This window comes from Pseudomonas sp. B1(2018), assembly GCF_003097365.1.
In the GTDB taxonomy this organism is placed as follows: domain Bacteria; phylum Pseudomonadota; class Gammaproteobacteria; order Pseudomonadales; family Pseudomonadaceae; genus Aquipseudomonas; species Aquipseudomonas laurylsulfatiphila.
Genome location: NZ_PYUK01000007.1, coordinates 63,815 through 82,298, shown reverse-complemented (window position 1 = coordinate 82,298; position 18,484 = coordinate 63,815). Strand labels below are relative to the sequence as shown.

The following is an 18,484-nucleotide window of genomic DNA, read 5'->3' as shown; positions in this document are numbered from 1 at the left end:
GCTCATGCCTTCAATCCTGCGTGTAGATCCTGCAAGCGGCGCACGGTCTTCTCGGGACCGAACTTCAGCGCTTCGCAGATGGCTTCGCCAGCAGCAATGGTGGTGGTGCAGTAAATCTTGTGCTGCAGGGCATTACGACGAATGGAGTACGAATCAGCGATCGACTGACGACCTTCGGTGGTGTTGATGATCAGCGTGACTTCGTCATTCTTGATCATGTCGACCACGTGCGGACGACCCTCGGTCACTTTGTTCACACGGCGCACTTTCAGGCCTGCAGCCTCGATCAGCTTGGCAGTCCCGGCAGTGGCAACCACTTCGAAGCCCAAGTTGATCAGATCACGGGCCACGCCCGCAACCAGTGGCTTGTCGTCATCACGTACGCTGATGAACGCAGTACCGCCGGTCGGCAACACTTCGCTGGCACCCATCTGGGCCTTGGCGAACGCTTCACCGAAGGTGTCGCCCACGCCCATCACTTCACCGGTCGACTTCATCTCCGGGCCGAGGATCGGGTCAACACCAGGGAATTTGGCGAACGGGAACACCGCCTCTTTCACGCTGTAGAAGTTCGGGATGATTTCCTTGGTGAAACCCAGTTCTTTCAGGGTTTTACCGGCCATCACGCGTGCTGCGATCATCGCCAGGGAAACACCGATGCACTTGGACACGAACGGTACGGTACGGGAAGCACGCGGGTTGACTTCGATGACGTAGATGTCTTCGCCTTGCAGCGCCAACTGCACGTTCATCAGGCCGACCACGCCCAGTTCCAGGGCCATTTTCTTGACCTGCTCGCGCATCTCGTCCTGGATGTGCGCCGGCAGCGAGTACGGCGGCAGCGAGCACGCGGAGTCACCGGAGTGAACACCGGCCTGCTCGATGTGCTGCATGATCGCGCCGATCACCACGTCCTTGCCGTCGCAAACCGCATCCACGTCCATCTCGATGGCGCAGTTGAGGAAGTGGTCCAGCAGCACCGGGCTGTCGTTGGACACTTGAACCGCTTCACGCAGGTAGCGCTTGAGTTCTTCTTCTTCGTAGACGATTTCCATCGCACGACCGCCCAGTACGTAGGACGGGCGCACCACCAGCGGGTAACCGATCTTGGCCGCGGCACGAATGGCTTCGTCTTCGCTGCGCACGGTGGCGTTTGGCGGCTGACGCAGGTTCAGGCGCTGGACCATTTGCTGGAAGCGCTCACGGTCTTCGGCGCGGTCGATGGCGTCAGGGCTGGTGCCGATGATCGGCACGCCGGCAGCTTCCAGGGCGCGGGCCAGTTTCAGCGGGGTCTGGCCGCCGTACTGGACGATCACGCCTTTCGGCTTCTCGACGCGAACGATTTCCAGCACGTCTTCCAGGGTCACTGGCTCGAAGTACAGGCGATCAGAGGTGTCGTAGTCGGTGGAAACGGTTTCCGGGTTGCAGTTGACCATGATGGTCTCGTAACCATCATCGCGCAGGGCCAGTGCCGCGTGAACGCAGCAGTAGTCGAACTCGATGCCCTGGCCGATACGGTTCGGACCGCCACCCAGGATCATGATCTTGTCGCGACCCGATGGCGCCGCTTCGCACTCTTCTTCATACGTCGAGTACAGGTAAGCGGTGTCAGTGGCGAACTCGGCCGCGCAGGTGTCGACGCGCTTGTAGACCGGGAAGATTTCCAGCTTGTGACGGTGAGCACGCAGGGCCTTCTCGGTCACGCCCAGCAGCTTGGCCAGACGCATGTCGGAGAAGCCTTTGCGCTTGAGACGGAACATCAGGTCACGGTCGATACTGGTCAGACCCAGGGTCTTGACCTTCTCTTCGTCCTTGATCAGGTCTTCCATCTGCACCAGGAACCAAGGATCGATCATGGTCATGCCGAAGATATCTTCAACACTCATGCCGGCGCGCATGGCGTCCGCCACGTACCAGATACGCTCGGCGCCCGGCACGGTCAGCTCGCGCTTGAGCACGCTCATGCTTTCCGGATTGGCCAGATCAACCTTCTCGTCCAGGCCGCAAACACCAACTTCCAGGCCGCGCAGGGCTTTGTGCAGGGATTCCTGGAAGGTACGGCCGATGGCCATGACTTCACCGACCGACTTCATTTGAGTGGTCAGGCGCGCGTCAGCCTTGGAGAACTTCTCGAAGGCGAAACGTGGCAACTTGGTCACGACGTAGTCGATGGACGGTTCGAAGGACGCCGGGGTCTTGCCGCCGGTGATGTCGTTCGACAGCTCGTCGAGGGTGTAGCCCACAGCCAGCTTGGCCGCGACCTTGGCGATCGGGAAGCCGGTGGCTTTCGAAGCCAGCGCCGAGGAGCGGGATACGCGCGGGTTCATTTCGATCACGACCATGCGGCCGGTGTTCGGGCAGATACCGAACTGAACGTTGGAACCACCGGTTTCCACGCCGATCTCGCGCAGCACCGCCAGGGAGGCGTTACGCAGGATCTGGTATTCCTTGTCGGTCAGGGTCTGTGCCGGAGCCACAGTGATCGAGTCACCGGTGTGCACGCCCATCGGATCGAAGTTTTCGATGGAGCAGACGATGATGCAGTTGTCCTTCTTATCGCGGACAACCTCCATCTCGTACTCTTTCCAGCCGATCAGCGATTCGTCGATCAGCAGCTCTTTGGTCGGCGACAGGTCCAGACCACGGGCGCAGATTTCTTCGAACTCTTCACGGTTGTAAGCGATACCGCCACCGGTGCCGCCCATGGTGAAGGACGGACGGATGATGCACGGGAAGCCAAGCTTCTCGAGGACCGCGTTGGCCTCTTCCATGCTGTGGGCGATACCGGAACGCGGGCACGCCAGGCCGATGGACTTCATCGCCTTGTCGAAACGCGAACGGTCTTCAGCCTTGTCGATGGTATCGGCGTTGGCACCGATCATCTCTACGCCGAACTTCTCCAGAACGCCTTCGCGCTCCAGGTCCAGGGCGCAGTTCAGGGCGGTCTGGCCACCCATGGTCGGCAGCAGCGCGTCCGGACGCTCTTTCTCGATGATCTTGGCAACGGTCTGCCACTTGATCGGCTCGATGTAGGTGGCGTCGGCCATGGCCGGGTCGGTCATGATGGTGGCCGGGTTGGAGTTCACCAGGATGACGCGGTAACCCTCCTCGCGCAGGGCTTTACAGGCCTGGGCGCCGGAGTAGTCGAATTCGCAGGCCTGGCCGATCACGATCGGGCCAGCGCCGAGAATCAGGATGCTTTTAATGTCTGTACGTTTTGGCATGGGTTTGTCACTCAAATCCGCAGGTCAGTCGGCAAGCCGTCTTGTTCAATCTCTGAAGCCTTGAGGGGGCCGCCGGTGCGGGGCCACCCTCAAGCTTTGCTACATCAAGGCGAGCGATCAGCGTCGCTTGGCCATCTCGTTGATGAAGCGATCGAACAATGGCGCTACGTCGTTCGGGCCAGGGCTGGCTTCCGGGTGACCCTGGAAGCTGAAGGCGCTCTTGTCGGTACGCTCGATCCCTTGCAGGGTGCCGTCGAACAGCGATTTGTGGATCGCACGAACGTTGGCCGGCAGGGTGGCTTCGTCCACGGCAAAACCGTGGTTCTGGCTGGTGATCATCACCACACCGGTGTCCAGGTCCTGGACCGGGTGGTTGGCACCGTGGTGGCCGTGACCCATTTTCAGGGTCTTGGCACCGGAGGCCAGGGCCAGCAGTTGGTGACCGAGGCAGATACCGAAGACCGGGATCTCGGTTTCCAGCACGTCCTTGATCGCCTGGATCGCGTAGTCGCATGGCTCCGGATCACCAGGGCCGTTGGACAGGAACACGCCGTCCGGCTTCAGCGCCAGCACATCGGCAGCTGGCGTCTGGGCAGGCACTACGGTCACGCGGCAACCGCGCTCGACCAGCATGCGCAGGATGTTCACCTTGACGCCGTAGTCGTAGGCAACCACGTGGTACGGCAGCTCGGAGGCTTCGATGGTCGCGTGGCTGTCGGTTTTCAGGTCCCAGACAGTCGAACGCCACTCGTAGCTGTCCTTGGTGCTGACAACCTTCGCCAGATCCATGCCTTTCAGGCCAGGAAAACCCTGGGCGGCGGCGATGGCGGCTTCTTCGGAAATGTTGTCACCGGCCATGATGCAGCCGTTCTGCGCGCCTTTTTCACGCAGGATGCGCGTCAGGCGGCGGGTGTCGATACCGGCGATGGCCACAACATTGTTGGCCTTCAGGTAGTCGGACAGGGACATCGTGTTACGCCAGTTGCTCGCCACCAGAGGCAGGTCACGGATGACCAGGCCAGCGGACCAGACGCGGTTGGACTCGGCGTCTTCCGGCGTGGTGCCGGTGTTGCCGATGTGCGGATAAGTCAGGGTAACGATCTGTTGGGCGTAGGAAGGATCGGTAAGGATTTCCTGATAGCCGGTCATTGCGGTGTTGAACACCACCTCACCAACGGTCTGACCGTCGGCTCCAATGGCTTCGCCGCGAAAAATGCTGCCATCAGCAAGGGCGAGTATGGCTGGCTTAGTCAAGAAGACCTCCCGTAAATAAAGCCTGAAAGGGCGATCGCAGGTTGTAAAAAAGCGGAGTGACGTATGGACACGTCACCCCGCTTCTTCACTGAATTATTCTGCGCGCTTTTAGTGGACACACTAAAGCTGTAGCTTACAGAAAAAGGCCTTTTTGGTCTACCGCCAATGAGCCTTAAAGGCTGGAGAATGCGACAGGACGTCGCTTGGCGGAACAAAACCGGGCTCAAACGCGGTGCGCGAGCCCGATTTCGGGTGCATCTTAACGCAGATCGAGCACGTCTTGCATGTCGTAAAGGCCAGGCTCGCGCCCGTCCAGCCACAATGCAGCACGTACCGCACCCTTGGCGAAGGTCATGCGACTGGACGCCTTGTGGGTGATCTCGACACGCTCGCCGTCGGCGGCGAACAGCACGGTGTGATCACCGACGATGTCGCCGGCACGCACAGTGGCGAAACCGATGGTTTCACGATCACGCGCACCGGTCTGGCCTTCACGGCCATACACCGCCACTTTCTTCAGGTCACGGCCCAACGCATCGGCAATCACCTCACCCATGCGCACGGCAGTGCCGGACGGCGCGTCGACTTTATGCCGATGGTGAGCCTCGGTGATTTCGATATCGACATCATCGCCCAATACGCGAGCGGCCGTGTCGAGCAGCTTCAGGCACAGGTTGACCCCGACACTGAAGTTGGCCGCGAAGACAATCGGAATGTCCTTGCCCGCTTCCGCCAGCAACTGCTTTTCTTCAACACTGAAGCCCGTGGTCCCGATGATCATGGCCTTGCCGTGTTTACGGCAGAAAGCCAGGTTCTTCAGGGTCACCGTCGGGTGCGTAAAGTCGATCAGCACGTCGAACTCGTCCACCACCCGATCCAGATCGCCGGACAGCGGCACGCCGATGCGACCGATAGCCGCCAGCTCACCGGCATCCGCACCGACCAGCGTGCTGTCAGGACGATCCACTGCCGCCGTCAACCCGGCGCCTGGCGCCTGCTGCACTGCTTCAATCAGGGTCTTGCCCATGCGCCCGGCGGCGCCCATCACTGCAATACGTCGCATGCCTGTCTCCTTACAAATCGCCGAAGAAGCGTTTCACGCCTTCGAACCAACCAGTGGTTTTCGGCGAATGGCTGTTGTCGTCCGCCAGCGAACTGCGGAATTCCTCGAGCATTTCGCGCTGGCGACGGCTCAGGTTGACCGGCGTCTCGACCGCCACACGGCACATCAAGTCGCCCGCACCACCGCCACGCACAGGCGCGACACCCTTGCCACGCACACGGAACTGCTTGCCGGTCTGGGTACCCTCGGGGATCTTCAACTTGACCCGGCCATCAAGGGTCGGAATCTCCAGCTCGCCACCCAGCGCCGCATCGACGAAGCTGATCGGCACTTCGCAGAACAGGTGCTTGCCATCACGCTGGAAGATCGAGTGCTCGCGCACGTTGATCACCACGTACAGGTCGCCGGTCGGGCCACCCTGGGCTCCCGCCTCGCCTTCGCCGGACAGACGAATGCGGTCACCGGTATCGACGCCGGCCGGCACTTTCACCGACAGGGTCTTGTACTCTTCGACGCGACCTTCGCCGTGGCAGGAATCGCACGGATCGGAAATGATCTTGCCCTGGCCATGGCAGCGCGGGCAGGTCTGCTGTACCGAGAAGAAGCCTTGCTGCATGCGCACCTGGCCGATACCGCCGCAGGTCGGGCAAGTCACCGGCGAAGAACCTTTCTTGGCACCGGAGCCATCGCACGGCTTGCAATTGACCAGCGTCGGAACGCGGATATTCACGGTCGTGCCGCGAACCGCTTCTTCCAGGTCCAGTTCCAGGGTGTAGCGCAAGTCACTGCCGCGCTGAGCGCCGCCACGGGAACCGCCGCGACCTCCACCGAAGAAGTCACTGAAGACATCGCCAAAGATGTCGGAGAAGTTCTGGCCACCGAAACCGGCACCGCCGCCGCCCATGCTCGGATCGACACCGGCATGGCCGTACTGGTCGTACGCCGCACGCTTGCTGGAATCCGACAGCACCTCGTAGGCCTCGTTGGCCTCCTTGAACATCTCTTCCGACGCTTTGTCATCGGGATTACGGTCCGGGTGGTGCTTCATCGCCAGGCGACGGTAAGCCTTTTTCAGGTCCGCTTCGCTTGAGCCACGCTCAACACCCAACACTTCGTAATAGTCACGCTTTGCCATAAGTCTTTGCACTCTTGAGGACGTCCGGCAAAACCCTCCTGAGTCTGCCGAACTCGTTGAGCCCCAATACAGGCCCGGACCCAACTCACGTCAATTCAACGATCCTGGTCTTTGATTCGATGCGGTACTTTCAGCTCGAAAAGCAGGAGCATTTCCGGCCATACCGCCAGCACGCGAACGCTGTCGCATGCTGTAAAAATTCGCGTATTCCAGATACGCCAACGCGGGAGCAAGCTCCCGCGCGGCGACATCCTACCAGTCACCGCCTAAAGGCAGTCAACCGGCCGACCAACAACTTACTTGTGGTCTTTGACTTCTTCGAACTCGGCATCGACAACGTCGTCAGCCTTCTCAGCCGATTCGCCCTGCGGTGCAGCGCCTTCAGCAGGCTGAGCCTGTTCGGCGTACATCTTCTGCGCCACTGGAGCGGAGACTTTCGACAGCTCTTCAACCTTGGCGTCGATAGCGGCCTTGTCGTCGCCTTTGACGGCGGCTTCCAGGGCTACTACAGCAGCTTCGATTGCAGTCTTCTCTTCGGCAGTCACTTTATCGCCGGCATCGGTCACCATTTTGCGCGTCGAGTGAACCAGTGCGTCGCCCTGGTTACGGGCAGCGGCCAGCTCTTCGAACTTGCGGTCTTCCTCGGCGTTAGCCTCGGCATCACGCACCATGCGCTCGATTTCCTCGTCGGACAGACCGGAGTTGGCCTTGATCACGATCGACTGAGTCTTGCCGGTAGCCTTGTCCTTCGCACCGACGTGCAGGATGCCGTTGGCGTCGATATCGAAGGTCACTTCGATCTGCGGCACACCACGTGGAGCCGGTGGAATGTCGGCCAGGTCGAACTTGCCCAGGGACTTGTTCTGAGCAGCTTGCTTACGCTCGCCCTGCAGCACGTGAATGGTCACGGCGCCCTGGTTGTCGTCGGCGGTCGAGAACACTTGCGATTTCTTGGTAGGAATCGTGGTGTTTTTCTCGATCAGCGCGGTCATCACGCCACCCATGGTTTCGATACCCAGGGTCAGCGGGCTGACGTCGAGCAGCAGAACGTCTTTCACGTCGCCGGCCAGTACCGCGCCCTGGATGGCAGCACCCATGGCAACCGCTTCGTCCGGGTTGACGTCTTTACGCGCTTCTTTACCGAAGAACTCGGTGACCAGCTTCTGAACCAGTGGCATACGGGTCTGACCGCCCACCAGGATCACGTCGTTGATCGCGCCAACATCGATACCGGCATCTTTCATTGCGATGCGGCAAGGCTCGATGGTGCGCTGAACCAGGTCTTCCACCAATGCTTCGAGCTTGGCGCGGGAGATCTTCACGTTCAGGTGCTTAGGACCGGTGGCGTCTGCAGTGATGTACGGCAGGTTCACGTCGGTCGACTGGCTCGAGGACAGTTCGATCTTGGCTTTTTCAGCGGCTTCTTTCAGGCGCTGCATGGCCAGCGGATCACCCTTGAGGTTCATGCCGCTTTCTTTCTTGAATTCGTCGACGAGGTAGTCGATCAGACGAATGTCAAAGTCTTCACCGCCCAGGAACGTGTCACCGTTGGTGGCCAGTACTTCGAACTGGTGCTCGCCATCGACTTCAGCGATCTCGATCACGGAAACGTCGAAAGTACCACCGCCCAGGTCATAAACGATCACGGTGTGATCGCCCTTGGCCTTGTCCATACCGTAAGCCAGAGCAGCAGCGGTCGGTTCGTTGATGATACGTTTTACGTCCAGACCGGCGATGCGGCCGGCGTCTTTGGTCGCCTGACGCTGGCTGTCGTTGAAGTAGGCCGGAACGGTGATCACCGCTTCAGTCACGGTCTCGCCGAGGTAGTCTTCGGCGGTCTTCTTCATTTTCTTCAGGATTTCAGCCGAGATTTGTGGCGGCGCCATTTTCTGGCCGTTCACTTCAACCCAGGCGTCGCTGTTGTCAGCCTTGACGATCTTGTAAGGGACCATCTGGATGTCTTTCTGCACGACTTCTTCGTCGAAACGACGACCGATCAGACGCTTCACCGCATACAGGGTGTTGTGCGGATTGGTCACAGCCTGACGCTTGGCCGACTGGCCAACCAGGATTTCGCCATCGTTGGCATAAGCGATGATCGACGGCGTGGTGCGCGCGCCTTCAGCGTTTTCAATAACTTTGGCCTTGCCGTTTTCCAGCACGGAGACGCAGGAGTTGGTAGTCCCCAGGTCGATACCGATAATTTTGCCCATGTTCACTCTCCCGAAACTTTGGATTTGGTTGCCGCAGCAGTGGTGGCTAACTGCGGTAGCACTTAAACGCTTGACTTATAAATGGGGGCCTTGCGGCGGATTTCAAGCCTGCTCGTCAATCGAAGGCGAAACCGGCGCAGGCGCCTTGCTGACCACGACCATCGCCGGGCGCAGCAGGCGTCCATTGAGCTGATAGCCCTTCTGGAACACCTTCAGAACGCTGTTCGGCTCGACATCGGCGCTTTCCTGCATGGCCATCGCCTGATGGTGAACGGCGTTGAACGGTTCGCCATGCGGGTCGATCGCTTCAAGCTGATAACGCTTGAGGGTGTCGTGGAACATTTTCAGGGTCAGTTCGATGCCTTCGCGCATCGGACGGATGCTTTCGTCGTCCGGGCTGGACAGCTCCAGGCCGCGTTCCAGACTGTCGACGATCGGCAGCAGGTCGCCGGCGAATTTTTCCAGCGCGAACTTGTGAGCCTTCTCCACATCCTGCTCGGCGCGACGGCGGACGTTCTGCAGATCGGCGGCTACACGCAAAGCCTGATCCTGAGCACCTGCCAGTTGCTCTTCGAGCACTTGTACACGAGCCGCCAGGTCTTCACCCGAAGCCTCGGGCGCCTGGTTGGCGTCTGGGTTTTGCGTATCCACTGTCTGTTCGTCAGCCATAGATTTCTCCTTTCAATATCGTCCGCGAGCTCAACTCGCGCTTCTGCCCAGCTATATGGGGCCGCAAAATCCGGCTTCAAGGGGCGCCGATGATTAACCCTACAAAAAACAATCGCATTGTCATGCCGGCTCGCGATAAGGGATTGGTCGGACCGATCGAATCGAGCTAACGAGGGGCATTGTCAGCCAGAAACAAAACACTGTATAAATAACCAGACCTAACACCTGGGAGCGGCCCATATGCTGGTGCACCTGTCCGTACACAACTACGCCATCGTTGAACATCTCGATCTCGAACTCGATCGCGGGATGAGCGTGATCACCGGGGAAACCGGCGCGGGCAAGTCGATCATGCTCGACGCGCTGGGCCTGACCCTGGGCGATCGTGCCGACAGCGGCGTGGTCCGCCCGGGCGCCGACAAGGCCGATATCCTGGCCACCTTCGATCTGGCCGACATTCCGGAAGCCAGCGCCTGGCTGGCCGAACGCGACCTCGAAAACGACGGCCCGTGTATCCTGCGCCGAGTGATCACATCCGAAGGTCGTTCGCGTGGCTACATCAACGGCACGCCCTGCCCGCTTGGCGATCTCAAGGCGCTGGGCGAGCTACTGATCGACATTCACAGCCAGCACGAACACCAATCCCTGCTCAAGACCGACACCCACCGTCGCCTGCTCGATGAATATGCCGGCGCGACGGATCTGGCCCGCCAGGTTCAACTCGCCGCCCAACGCTGGCGCCAGACCCGCCAGGAACTGGAGCGGCTCTCCAACTCCGGCGACGAGCAACGTGCACGTCATCAATTGCTCAGCTATCAACTCGAAGAGCTGGAAAACCTTGGCCTCGGTGACAATGAGCTTGAGCAGCTGGAACAGGAGCACAAGAACCTGACGAACGCCGAAACCCTGCTGGGCATTTGCCGGCAAGTCGTCGAACAATGCAGCGAAAGTGATTCCGGAAATGTACTCAATGCCCTCACCGCCAGCCTCAACCGCCTGTCGAGCGTGAACAGCTCGATCGGCGCCCTGGGCGAAGCCAGCAGTTTGCTGACCAGCGCACAGATCCAGGTTGAAGAGGCCGTGGGCGAACTGAACCGCTTCCTCGACAATTTCGATGCCGATCCATCGCGCCTTCAATACCTGGAAGAACGCCTCGATGCGATCTACACCCTGGCGCGCAAACACCGCATCCAGCCGACTGAAGTGGCCGAGATGCAGCAGAAACTGCTGGATGAAATCGAGACCCTGAACGCCAACGACGAATCCATCGAGCGCCTGAGCGATGAGCTGTCGTCCTATGCCCGGCACTATCAGGAAAAGGCCCGGGAGCTGAGCGATCTAAGGCATCAAGCTTCGAACAGCCTGGCCAGCGCCGTGGAGCAGGAGATCCAGCGACTGGGCATGCCCGGTGGCCGCTTCACCATTGAACTGCGCCCGAACAGCGGCAACGAACTGCTGCCAAACGGGCTCGAACAGGTAGAACTGCTGGTCAGCGCCAACCCCGGCCAGCCGCTGAAGGCCCTGGCGAAAGTGGCATCCGGCGGCGAACTGTCGCGGATCAGCCTGGCGATTCAGGTGATCACCGCACAGACCTCCCGTGTACCGACCCTGGTGTTCGACGAAGTCGACGTCGGCATTGGCGGCCCGACCGCAGAAATCGTCGGCCAGTTACTGCGCAGGCTCGGCGAGCGTGGGCAGGTGCTGACCGTGACCCACCTGCCGCAAGTGGCAGCGCAAGGTCATCAGCATTTATTTGTGCATAAAGTGCGCGGCGAAGATGCCACCCGCACGGCGGTTTCCAAACTGAGCAAAAACGAGCGCGTCGAAGAAGTCGCGCGAATGCTGGGCGGCATAGACCTGACCAAGGAATCCCTGGCGCACGCCAAGAAAATGGTCGTCACCGCAAAAATCTGAAGCGCCCCCTGTAGGAGCTGCCGCAGGCTGCGATCTTTTGACTTTGCCCTTTCTAAAAGCACAGATCAAAAGATCGCAGCCTGCGGCAGCTCCTACAGAAACCTTGTGCACCGCAGAAAGCACGAAGGCGACCCTGGGGTCGCCTTCGCTCGTTTCGCGAACGGATGTTCGCGCGACATGCTTACTTTTTCTTGCGCACGTACAGCACCAGATTGTGATCAACCATCTCGAAGCCATACTTGTCGACGATTGCTTTCTGAAGCCGCTCGATTTCTTCGTCGAAGAATTCGATCACTTCGCTGGTTTCGACGTTGACCATATGGTCGTGATGCTTCCCGTCGTCCAGTTCGAAGACCGCATGGCCTCCATCGAAGTTGTGCCGCACCACAAGGCCAGCTGCCTCGAACTGGGTCAGAACACGGTAAACCGTGGCCAGACCGACGTCCTCACCAGCCTCCATAAGGGCCTTGTAGACATCCTCGGCACTCATGTGGCGTTGCTCGGCGGAGTCGAGCATTTGCAGAATTTTGACCCGTGGCAGGGTCACTTTGAGGCCGGCTTTGCGTAGTTCGCTATTTTCAACCATGGTCAGCTTTCTCGCGATGCTGCTTCGCAGCTTCTCTTAATGCGGGTATGATCGGCGTTTACGTTGTCCCAGCCAAGATAGTGGAAGTCGCCCACCGATGCAAAACACCAAGCTCTTGCTAACCAGTTTCACCTTTGTGGGACTGCTCGCACTCGCCGGTTGTTCATTCCCCGGGGTTTACAAAATCGACATCCAGCAGGGCAATGTCGTCACGCAGGACATGATAGACCAGTTACGCCCGGGAATGACCCGCAAGCAAGTACGGTTTATCATGGGCAACCCTCTGCTGACTGACACGTTCCATGCCGATCGCTGGGATTATCTGTACAGCCTGCAGCCGGGTGGCGGTGAACGCCAACAGGAACGCATCAGCGTTATCTTCAACCCAAATGATCAGCTTGTCAGCCTCTCCGGTGATTTCATGCCAGGCGTGAGCCGTGACGAAGCCATTCTCGGCAAGGACAGCGGCACGACAGTGGCTGCCCCGGCAGAAAACGTCGAGAAGCCAAAACCGGAAAAGCCGGTCAAGCCAGGTTCGTTGCTGGACCAGATCCAGAAGGACGTCGACGGCGTAGAAACCGTTCCGGTCCCGACACCGCAACCTCTGGACACCTCGCCGCAATAATTTGCGACGCAATAAAAAGCCCGGCATGTCCGGGCTTTTTATTGTCTGGCGTTCAAGCCACTCACTGATTCCGCACTTTGGCCTCGGCCGCTTTTGCCGCGCGCAGTCGGCGTACCTCTTTCGGGTCGGCCAACAGGGGTCGGTAGACCTCGATACGATCTCCTGCCTGAACAGGCCGACGCTCTGGATCGGCTACAACCTTGCCGAAGATCCCTACGGGACAATTGGCCAGATCCAGCTCCGGAAACTCCCCAGCCAGGGCGGACCCAAGCAAGGCTGCCCGCACGCTCGTCCCGACCGGCACCGTCAGCGTCAGCAGCACCTGACGGTCCACGGCCGCGTAGACCACCTCGATTTCAATCATGACCTCAACCATGTATCTGCTTGGCACGCTGGCAGAACGCATCCACCAGAGTGTTGGCCGCCTGATTGAACAGCGGCCCCAAGGTGGCACGAACCAGTGGCCCGGCATAATCGAACGACAGATCGAGGCTGATCTTGCAGGCTTTGTCAGTCAGCGCCTTGAATACCCAGATGCCATGCAATTGGGTGAAAGGACCCTCTTCGAGGTTCATTTCGATCGACTGCCCGGGAACCAGGGTGTTGCGCGTGACGAAATGCTGGCTGAGGCCGCCCTTGGCCACCCCAACGCTCGCCCGCATATGCTCGGATGAGCTCTCCAGGACTTCGGCCGACGAGCACCACGGCAGAAACTCCGGGTAGCGCGCCACGTCGTTGACCAGGTCATACAGCGCTTGTGCCGGGTACGGCAGCAAGGCCGAACGTGAAATATGTGTCGTCATGTCAGCGTCACTTCCACAGCTGGGCGGCAAACACTACGAGGATGCCGATGGGCGCCACATAGCGCATCAAGAACAAGGACAGACCAAACAGCGCAGGGTTGCGGATCGACAACTCGTCGCGCACCGCTTCACGCCCCATGATCCAGCCCGCAAACACCACGAAACACAAACCGCCAAGCGGCAACATGAGTCGCGAGGTGAAGAAATCGATCACGCCAAAGAAGTCGAGACCACCGGTTGCTCCCCACTGGTAGAGGTGGAACATCCCGCCTTCGTTCACGAAGAACTTGGCCTCCTTCCAGATATTGAAGGAGAACACCGTGCCCAGGCCGACGAACCAGCAGCTGAAAGCCAGCCAGAAGGTGACCCAGGCACGACTCACTTTAGTGCGCTCCACCAGATAGGCCACCATCGGTTCAAGCAGAGAAATCGCCGAACTCCAGGCAGCAACCGCCACCAGAACGAAGAACACCACCCCCATCAACTGCCCGAACGCCACGTTGCCGAAGGCAAACGGCAGGCTGACGAACATCAGTCCCGGCCCTTCGCTCGGGTTCAGGCCCGCCGCGAAAACAATCGGAAACAATGCCAGGCCGGCCACCAGGGAAACGAAGGTGTCGAGCAGCGCCACACCAACGACAGTCCCCGATATCGACGAGCTCTTCGGCATGTAGGCGCCATAGATCATGATCGAGCCGACGCCCACGCTCAGGGAAAAGAACGCATGCCCCATCGCGGGCAACAAGCCGTCCAGGACCTTTTCGGGGTGGAAGTCGAACATGAAATGCACGCCCTCCATGAAATGACCGGTGGTCATGCTGTAGCCCAGCAGCACGAGGACCATCACGAACAACAACGGCATCATGATGCGCAGACTGCGCTCAAGCCCGGCGACCACACCCTTTGCGATCACCACCGCCGACAGCAGCATGAAAATCGTGTGCCAAAGTGTCAGGCGCCAGGGGTCGGCAATGACATTGCCGAAGTAAGCCCCCACCTGATCCGCCGTCACACCCTGAAAATCGCCACGCCCCATGTCGATGATGTAATCCAGCGACCAGCCGCCCACCACACTGTAGAACGACAGGATCAGTAACGCCGTGATCATTCCGGCAAATGCGCCCCAGGACCATTTGCCCGAGTGCCCCGCCTCGACCGCCAGCGCCTTCAAGGCATTGGCCGGGCTCTGTCGTGCACGCCGACCGATCAGCGTTTCGGCCAGCATGACCGGCACGCCAATCAGCGCGATGCAGGCCAGGAACATCAGCACGAAGGCACCGCCGCCATAGACACCGACCATGTACGGGAATTTCCAGATACTACCCAGCCCCACGGCCGAACCGGTCGCGGCGAGTATGAAGACCCAGCGGCTAGCCCAACTGCCGTGGACAGAAACCTTGTCTGTCGACATCGTTATCACGCCCAAGCGTTCAAAAAAGAGGCCGCATTGTCCGGGATTCAATCAACCTGCTCAAGCACGTAGCAACCCCGTAGCCGACTCTGTTGTAACTCCCTATAATGCCGCCCCTATGGCTAAACAGAAGAAACACCCAACAGGGACCATCGCGCAAAATAAAAAGGCGCGACACGATTACTTCATCGAGCACAAGTTCGAGGCTGGTCTGGTCCTGGCCGGCTGGGAAGTAAAAAGTCTGCGGGCAAGCAAGCTGCAACTGGTTGACAGTTATGTCCTGCTCAAGGATGGCGAAGCCTGGCTGCTCGGCAGTCACATTACGCCCCTGACGACCGCCAGCACCCACGTCATCGCCGACCCGGTGCGCAGCCGCAAGCTGCTGCTCAACCGTCGCGAGCTGGACAAGCTGTCCGCTGCGGTGCAGCAAAAGGGTTACGCCTGCGTGTGCCTGTCCTGGTACTGGAGCAAGCACATGGTCAAGTGCGAGATCGCCTTGGGCAAGGGCAAGAAGGAATACGACAAGCGCGATACCGAGCGCGAACGCGACGCGGGTCGCGAGTTGCAGCGTGCGGTGCGCAACAAGGGCAAGGAAGACTGATTTTTCTGCCGGATTGCTGCATTGTGGCGAGGGAGCTTGCTCCCGCTGGGGTGCGAAGCGCCCCTCGCTTGACGGCGTCCATCACTTAAACTGCTGACGACTGCTGCGCAGCCGAACGGGAGCAAGCTCCCTCGCCACGCCCCCCCTCCACATCACATCCCCTTGCGCCGCTCCGCCCGGGCCACACGCTGCACTTCCTGACGCACTTCTTCGAGCACCTCCTGCACATACAGAATGTGCCGGCTGGAAACTTCCCGCGCCTGCTCCGCCCGCCCTTCGATAATCGCCTGGTACAACTCCCGATGCTGCGTGATCAGCATGTCGCGGGTTTCAGTGCGCTGCTTGTACATGCCGCCGATGTTGGTCACCACGTTGCGCTTGAGCAAGTCGAACAGCCCGCGAATGGTATGCAGCAGCACGGCATTGTGGCTGGCCTCGGCGATCGCCAGGTGAAAGCTTGCGTCCGCGGCCCCCTCTTCGGCACGGCTCACCTCTTCGTGGCGCGAATAGCAGTCCTGCAACTTGTTGAATGCCGCGGTCAGCCGCTCGCGATCCACATCAGTGGCGCGCAACGCCGCGTAGTAGGCGCAGGACGCTTCCAGCGTATGGCGAAACTCGAGCAGGTCGCGCTGCGCCTCAGGGTTGCTTTCCAGCAGCTGCAACAAGGGATCACTGAAGGTGGTACCCAGTGATTCCACCACATAGTTGCCGCCGCCCTGGCGACTGACCAGCAACCCCTTGGCGGTCAGCTTCTGAATGGCTTCACGCAACGAAGGGCGGGACACGCCAAATTGTTCGGCCAACGCGCGCTCGGCCGGCAAGCGCTCTCCGGCCTTCAGTGTGCCCTCGAGGATCATGCCCTCAAGCTGCTCGACAATATCGTCAGACAAACGGCGCTGACGAATCTGATCAAACCCCATAACTCGATTTCTCCACGATCCGACGACTCGCCGGGGCTCTATTCTGGCCTATCGGCGCCGCGCCAGCACCTGCCACAACGCATTTGGTCATACCAGACGGACGACCTGCGCACTTTGCATTCGACAAAAGTTTTAGGGCGGCAAATTGACACACCGCCCACAAGGCTTTTACCCTAGCCAACAGCGATTGTAAATTGGTCTTACCAATTATCCAAGAACGCTGATCAGTGCCTGACCAACAACAATTAGGGGCCACCCCATATGCAAACCTGGCAACAGCTCTATACCCCGCTCGGCAGCCTCGGCCTGTCCGCACTCGCCGCCGTCATCCCCATCGTGTTTTTCTTCCTGGCCCTGGCCGTGTTCCGCCTCAAAGGGCACGTGGCCGGCAGCATCACCCTGGCGTTGTCGATCCTGGTGGCGATCTTCGCTTTCCAGATGCCGGTCGATATGGCGCTCGCCGCCGCCGGGTATGGCTTCGCCTATGGCCTGTGGCCGATCGCCTGGATCATCGTGGCAGCGGTATTCCTCTACAAACTGACGGTCAAGAGCGGCCAGTTTGAAGTCATCCGCAGTTCGGTCCTGTCGATCACCGATGACCAGCGCTTGCAGGTGCTGCTGATCGGCTTCTGCTTCGGTGCATTTCTGGAAGGTGCCGCCGGTTTCGGCGCGCCAGTGGCGATTACCGCCGCACTCCTTGTAGGACTGGGCTTCAACCCGCTGTACGCCGCCGGCTTGTGCCTGATCGCCAACACTGCACCCGTAGCCTTCGGCGCCCTCGGCATTCCGATCATCGTGGCCGGGCAAGTGACCGGTATCGACGCCTTCAAGATCGGCGCCATGACCGGCCGCCAACTGCCGCTGCTGTCGCTGTTCGTGCCGTTCTGGCTGGTGTTCATGATGGACGGCCTGCGCGGCGTGCGGGAAACCTGGCCAGCCGCGCTGGTGGCCGGTTTGAGCTTTGCCGTGACCCAGTACTTCACCTCGAACTTCATCGGCCCGGAACTGCCGGACATCACCTCGGCCCTGGCCGCACTGATCTCCCTGACCCTGTTCCTGAAAGTCTGGCAACCAAAACGCGCCGCCGGCCAGCACATCGTCGGTGCTGTATCGGCCTCCGTGGTGAGCGCCAGCGTCGGTGGTTTCGGCCAGAAACGCACAACCGTGGCTTCGCCCTACAGCCTTGGGGAAATCTTCAAGGCCTGGTCGCCGTTCCTGATCCTGACCGTACTGGTCACGATCTGGACCCTGAAACCGTTCAAGGCGATGTTCGCCGCTGGCGGCTCGATGTACAGCTTCGTGTTCAACTTCGCCATTCCGCATCTGGACCAGATGGTGATCAAGGTCGCGCCGATCGTGGCTACGCCAACGGCCATTCCGGCAGTGTTCAAACTCGACCCGATTTCTGCCACTGGCACAGCGATCTTCTTCTCGGCGCTGATCTCGATGCTGGTGCTGAAGATCAACGTCAAAACTGGTCTTACCACTTTGAAGGAGACCTTCTACGAACTGCGCTGGCCGATCCTGTCCATCGGCATGGTGCTGGCGTTCGCCTTCGTCACCAACTACTCGGGCATGTCCTCGACCATGGCCCTGGTACTGGCTGCGACGGGCGCGGCGTTCCCCTTCTTCTCGCCATTCCTCGGCTGGCTGGGCGTGTTCCTCACCGGCTCCGATACTTCGTCCAACGCCCTGTTCAGTTCGCTGCAAGCGACCACCGCGCACCAGATCGGCGTCAACGACACCTTGCTGGTGGCGGCGAACACCAGCGGCGGCGTGACCGGCAAGATGATCTCGCCACAATCGATTGCCGTGGCCTGCGCCGCGACCGGCCTGGTGGGCAAGGAATCGGATCTGTTCCGCTTCACCCTCAAGCACAGCCTATTCTTTGCAACGATTGTCGGCTTGATCACCCTGGCCCAGGCCTACTGGTTCACCGGCATGCTGGTGCACTAAGGACTACAAGCAAAACGGTAAAAACCGACGCCGGGCCACGCCCCCGGCGTCCGCAATTCACACCCCGGTCTGTAAGGCTGCTGAAAGCTTCCGGCTCTATATTCAGCAGC

15 protein-coding genes are annotated in these 18,484 nt (G+C 59.9%); 4 read left to right on the top strand and 11 right to left on the bottom strand.

The features are described 5' to 3' along the window. Nucleotides 1–2 precede the first annotated feature (2 nt). The 6 genes from carB to grpE form a co-directional block, all read right to left on the bottom strand. A complete protein-coding gene (gene carB, locus C9422_RS12900; protein ID WP_116580923.1) occupies nt 3–3,224 on the bottom strand; it encodes a carbamoyl-phosphate synthase large subunit in 3,222 nt (1,073 codons plus the stop codon). 117 nt (nt 3,225–3,341) lie between these two features. Beyond that, nucleotides 3,342–4,478 (bottom strand): glutamine-hydrolyzing carbamoyl-phosphate synthase small subunit, encoded by a 1,137-nt coding sequence (carA, locus tag C9422_RS12895; RefSeq protein ID WP_095965946.1) that lies wholly within the window; start codon nt 4,476–4,478, stop codon nt 3,342–3,344. Nucleotides 4,479–4,737: 259 nt separating this feature from the next. Beyond that, on the bottom strand, nt 4,738–5,541 hold the full coding sequence (gene dapB, locus C9422_RS12890) for a 4-hydroxy-tetrahydrodipicolinate reductase (RefSeq protein WP_007973131.1): 804 nt from the start codon (nt 5,539–5,541) through the stop codon (nt 4,738–4,740). Nucleotides 5,542–5,551: 10 nt separating this feature from the next. Further along, a complete protein-coding gene (gene dnaJ, locus C9422_RS12885; protein ID WP_007973132.1) occupies nt 5,552–6,676 on the bottom strand; it encodes a molecular chaperone DnaJ in 1,125 nt (374 codons plus the stop codon). Between the two features lie 296 nt (nt 6,677–6,972). Beyond that, a complete protein-coding gene (dnaK, locus tag C9422_RS12880; RefSeq protein ID WP_007973133.1) occupies nt 6,973–8,889 on the bottom strand; it encodes a molecular chaperone DnaK in 1,917 nt (638 codons plus the stop codon). 102 nt (nt 8,890–8,991) lie between these two features. Beyond that, complete coding sequence (gene grpE, locus C9422_RS12875; RefSeq protein WP_007973134.1) at nt 8,992–9,558, bottom strand: nucleotide exchange factor GrpE; 567 nt, start codon at nt 9,556–9,558, stop codon at nt 8,992–8,994. A 240-nt stretch (nt 9,559–9,798) separates the two neighbouring features. On the opposite strand from grpE, the gene recN reads away from it, so the two are divergent. Further along, on the top strand, nt 9,799–11,472 hold the full coding sequence (gene recN / locus C9422_RS12870; protein ID WP_116580922.1) for a DNA repair protein RecN: 1,674 nt from the start codon (nt 9,799–9,801) through the stop codon (nt 11,470–11,472). Between the two features lie 181 nt (nt 11,473–11,653). Here the strand turns inward: recN and fur are convergent, their stop codons facing one another. Then, the gene (fur, locus tag C9422_RS12865) at nt 11,654–12,058 is read right to left on the bottom strand and encodes a ferric iron uptake transcriptional regulator (RefSeq protein WP_003197684.1); all 405 of its coding nucleotides are present in this window, start codon (nt 12,056–12,058) and stop codon (nt 11,654–11,656) included. A 97-nt stretch (nt 12,059–12,155) separates the two neighbouring features. Here fur and C9422_RS12860 point away from each other — a divergent pair, with 97 nt between their 5' ends. After that, the gene (locus tag C9422_RS12860; RefSeq protein ID WP_007973139.1) at nt 12,156–12,683 is read left to right on the top strand and encodes an outer membrane protein assembly factor BamE; all 528 of its coding nucleotides are present in this window, start codon (nt 12,156–12,158) and stop codon (nt 12,681–12,683) included. A gap of 61 nt (nt 12,684–12,744) precedes the next feature. Here C9422_RS12860 and C9422_RS12855 read toward each other — a convergent pair whose 3' ends face one another. Genes C9422_RS12855 through C9422_RS12845 form a run of 3 tightly spaced genes read right to left on the bottom strand, consistent with a single transcriptional unit; the run spans nt 12,745 to nt 14,897 of the window. Next, nucleotides 12,745–13,059, bottom strand: a complete 315-nt coding sequence (locus C9422_RS12855) for an RnfH family protein (RefSeq protein WP_116580921.1) — start codon at nt 13,057–13,059, stop codon at nt 12,745–12,747. Next, nucleotides 13,052–13,486 (bottom strand): type II toxin-antitoxin system RatA family toxin, encoded by a 435-nt coding sequence (locus C9422_RS12850; RefSeq protein ID WP_116580920.1) that lies wholly within the window; start codon nt 13,484–13,486, stop codon nt 13,052–13,054. The genes C9422_RS12855 and C9422_RS12850 overlap by 8 nt, the downstream gene beginning before the upstream one ends. A 7-nt stretch (nt 13,487–13,493) precedes the next feature. Then, on the bottom strand, nt 13,494–14,897 hold the full coding sequence (locus tag C9422_RS12845; protein WP_007973143.1) for a sodium-dependent transporter: 1,404 nt from the start codon (nt 14,895–14,897) through the stop codon (nt 13,494–13,496). A gap of 118 nt (nt 14,898–15,015) precedes the next feature. Here C9422_RS12845 and smpB point away from each other — a divergent pair, with 118 nt between their 5' ends. Next, nucleotides 15,016–15,498, top strand: a complete 483-nt coding sequence (smpB, locus tag C9422_RS12840) for an SsrA-binding protein SmpB (RefSeq protein WP_007973144.1) — start codon at nt 15,016–15,018, stop codon at nt 15,496–15,498. Between the two features lie 152 nt (nt 15,499–15,650). Here the strand turns inward: smpB and C9422_RS12835 are convergent, their stop codons facing one another. Next, nucleotides 15,651–16,418 carry a GntR family transcriptional regulator gene (locus C9422_RS12835; protein ID WP_007973145.1) on the bottom strand — a complete coding sequence of 256 codons (768 nt, stop codon included), beginning with the start codon at nt 16,416–16,418 and terminating at the stop codon, nt 15,651–15,653. A gap of 261 nt (nt 16,419–16,679) precedes the next feature. Here C9422_RS12835 and C9422_RS12830 point away from each other — a divergent pair, with 261 nt between their 5' ends. Continuing rightward, nucleotides 16,680–18,374, top strand: a complete 1,695-nt coding sequence (locus C9422_RS12830) for a lactate permease LctP family transporter (RefSeq protein WP_007973146.1) — start codon at nt 16,680–16,682, stop codon at nt 18,372–18,374. Nucleotides 18,375–18,484 lie beyond the last annotated feature (110 nt).

Coding starts and splice junctions, on each gene's coding strand:
- fur (WP_003197684.1), bottom strand. CDS start 12,058: ATGGTTGAAAATAGCGAACTACGCAAAGCCGGCCTCAAAGTGACCCTG.
- C9422_RS12830 (WP_007973146.1), top strand. CDS start 16,680: ATGCAAACCTGGCAACAGCTCTATACCCCGCTCGGCAGCCTCGGCCTG.
- carB (WP_116580923.1), bottom strand. CDS start 3,224: ATGCCAAAACGTACAGACATTAAAAGCATCCTGATTCTCGGCGCTGGC.
- recN (WP_116580922.1), top strand. CDS start 9,799: ATGCTGGTGCACCTGTCCGTACACAACTACGCCATCGTTGAACATCTC.
- smpB (WP_007973144.1), top strand. CDS start 15,016: ATGGCTAAACAGAAGAAACACCCAACAGGGACCATCGCGCAAAATAAA.
- dnaJ (WP_007973132.1), bottom strand. CDS start 6,676: ATGGCAAAGCGTGACTATTACGAAGTGTTGGGTGTTGAGCGTGGCTCA.
- dnaK (WP_007973133.1), bottom strand. CDS start 8,889: ATGGGCAAAATTATCGGTATCGACCTGGGGACTACCAACTCCTGCGTC.
- C9422_RS12860 (WP_007973139.1), top strand. CDS start 12,156: ATGCAAAACACCAAGCTCTTGCTAACCAGTTTCACCTTTGTGGGACTG.
- C9422_RS12855 (WP_116580921.1), bottom strand. CDS start 13,059: ATGGTTGAGGTCATGATTGAAATCGAGGTGGTCTACGCGGCCGTGGAC.
- dapB (WP_007973131.1), bottom strand. CDS start 5,541: ATGCGACGTATTGCAGTGATGGGCGCCGCCGGGCGCATGGGCAAGACC.
- C9422_RS12850 (WP_116580920.1), bottom strand. CDS start 13,486: ATGACGACACATATTTCACGTTCGGCCTTGCTGCCGTACCCGGCACAA.
- grpE (WP_007973134.1), bottom strand. CDS start 9,558: ATGGCTGACGAACAGACAGTGGATACGCAAAACCCAGACGCCAACCAG.
- C9422_RS12845 (WP_007973143.1), bottom strand. CDS start 14,897: ATGTCGACAGACAAGGTTTCTGTCCACGGCAGTTGGGCTAGCCGCTGG.
- C9422_RS12835 (WP_007973145.1), bottom strand. CDS start 16,418: ATGGGGTTTGATCAGATTCGTCAGCGCCGTTTGTCTGACGATATTGTC.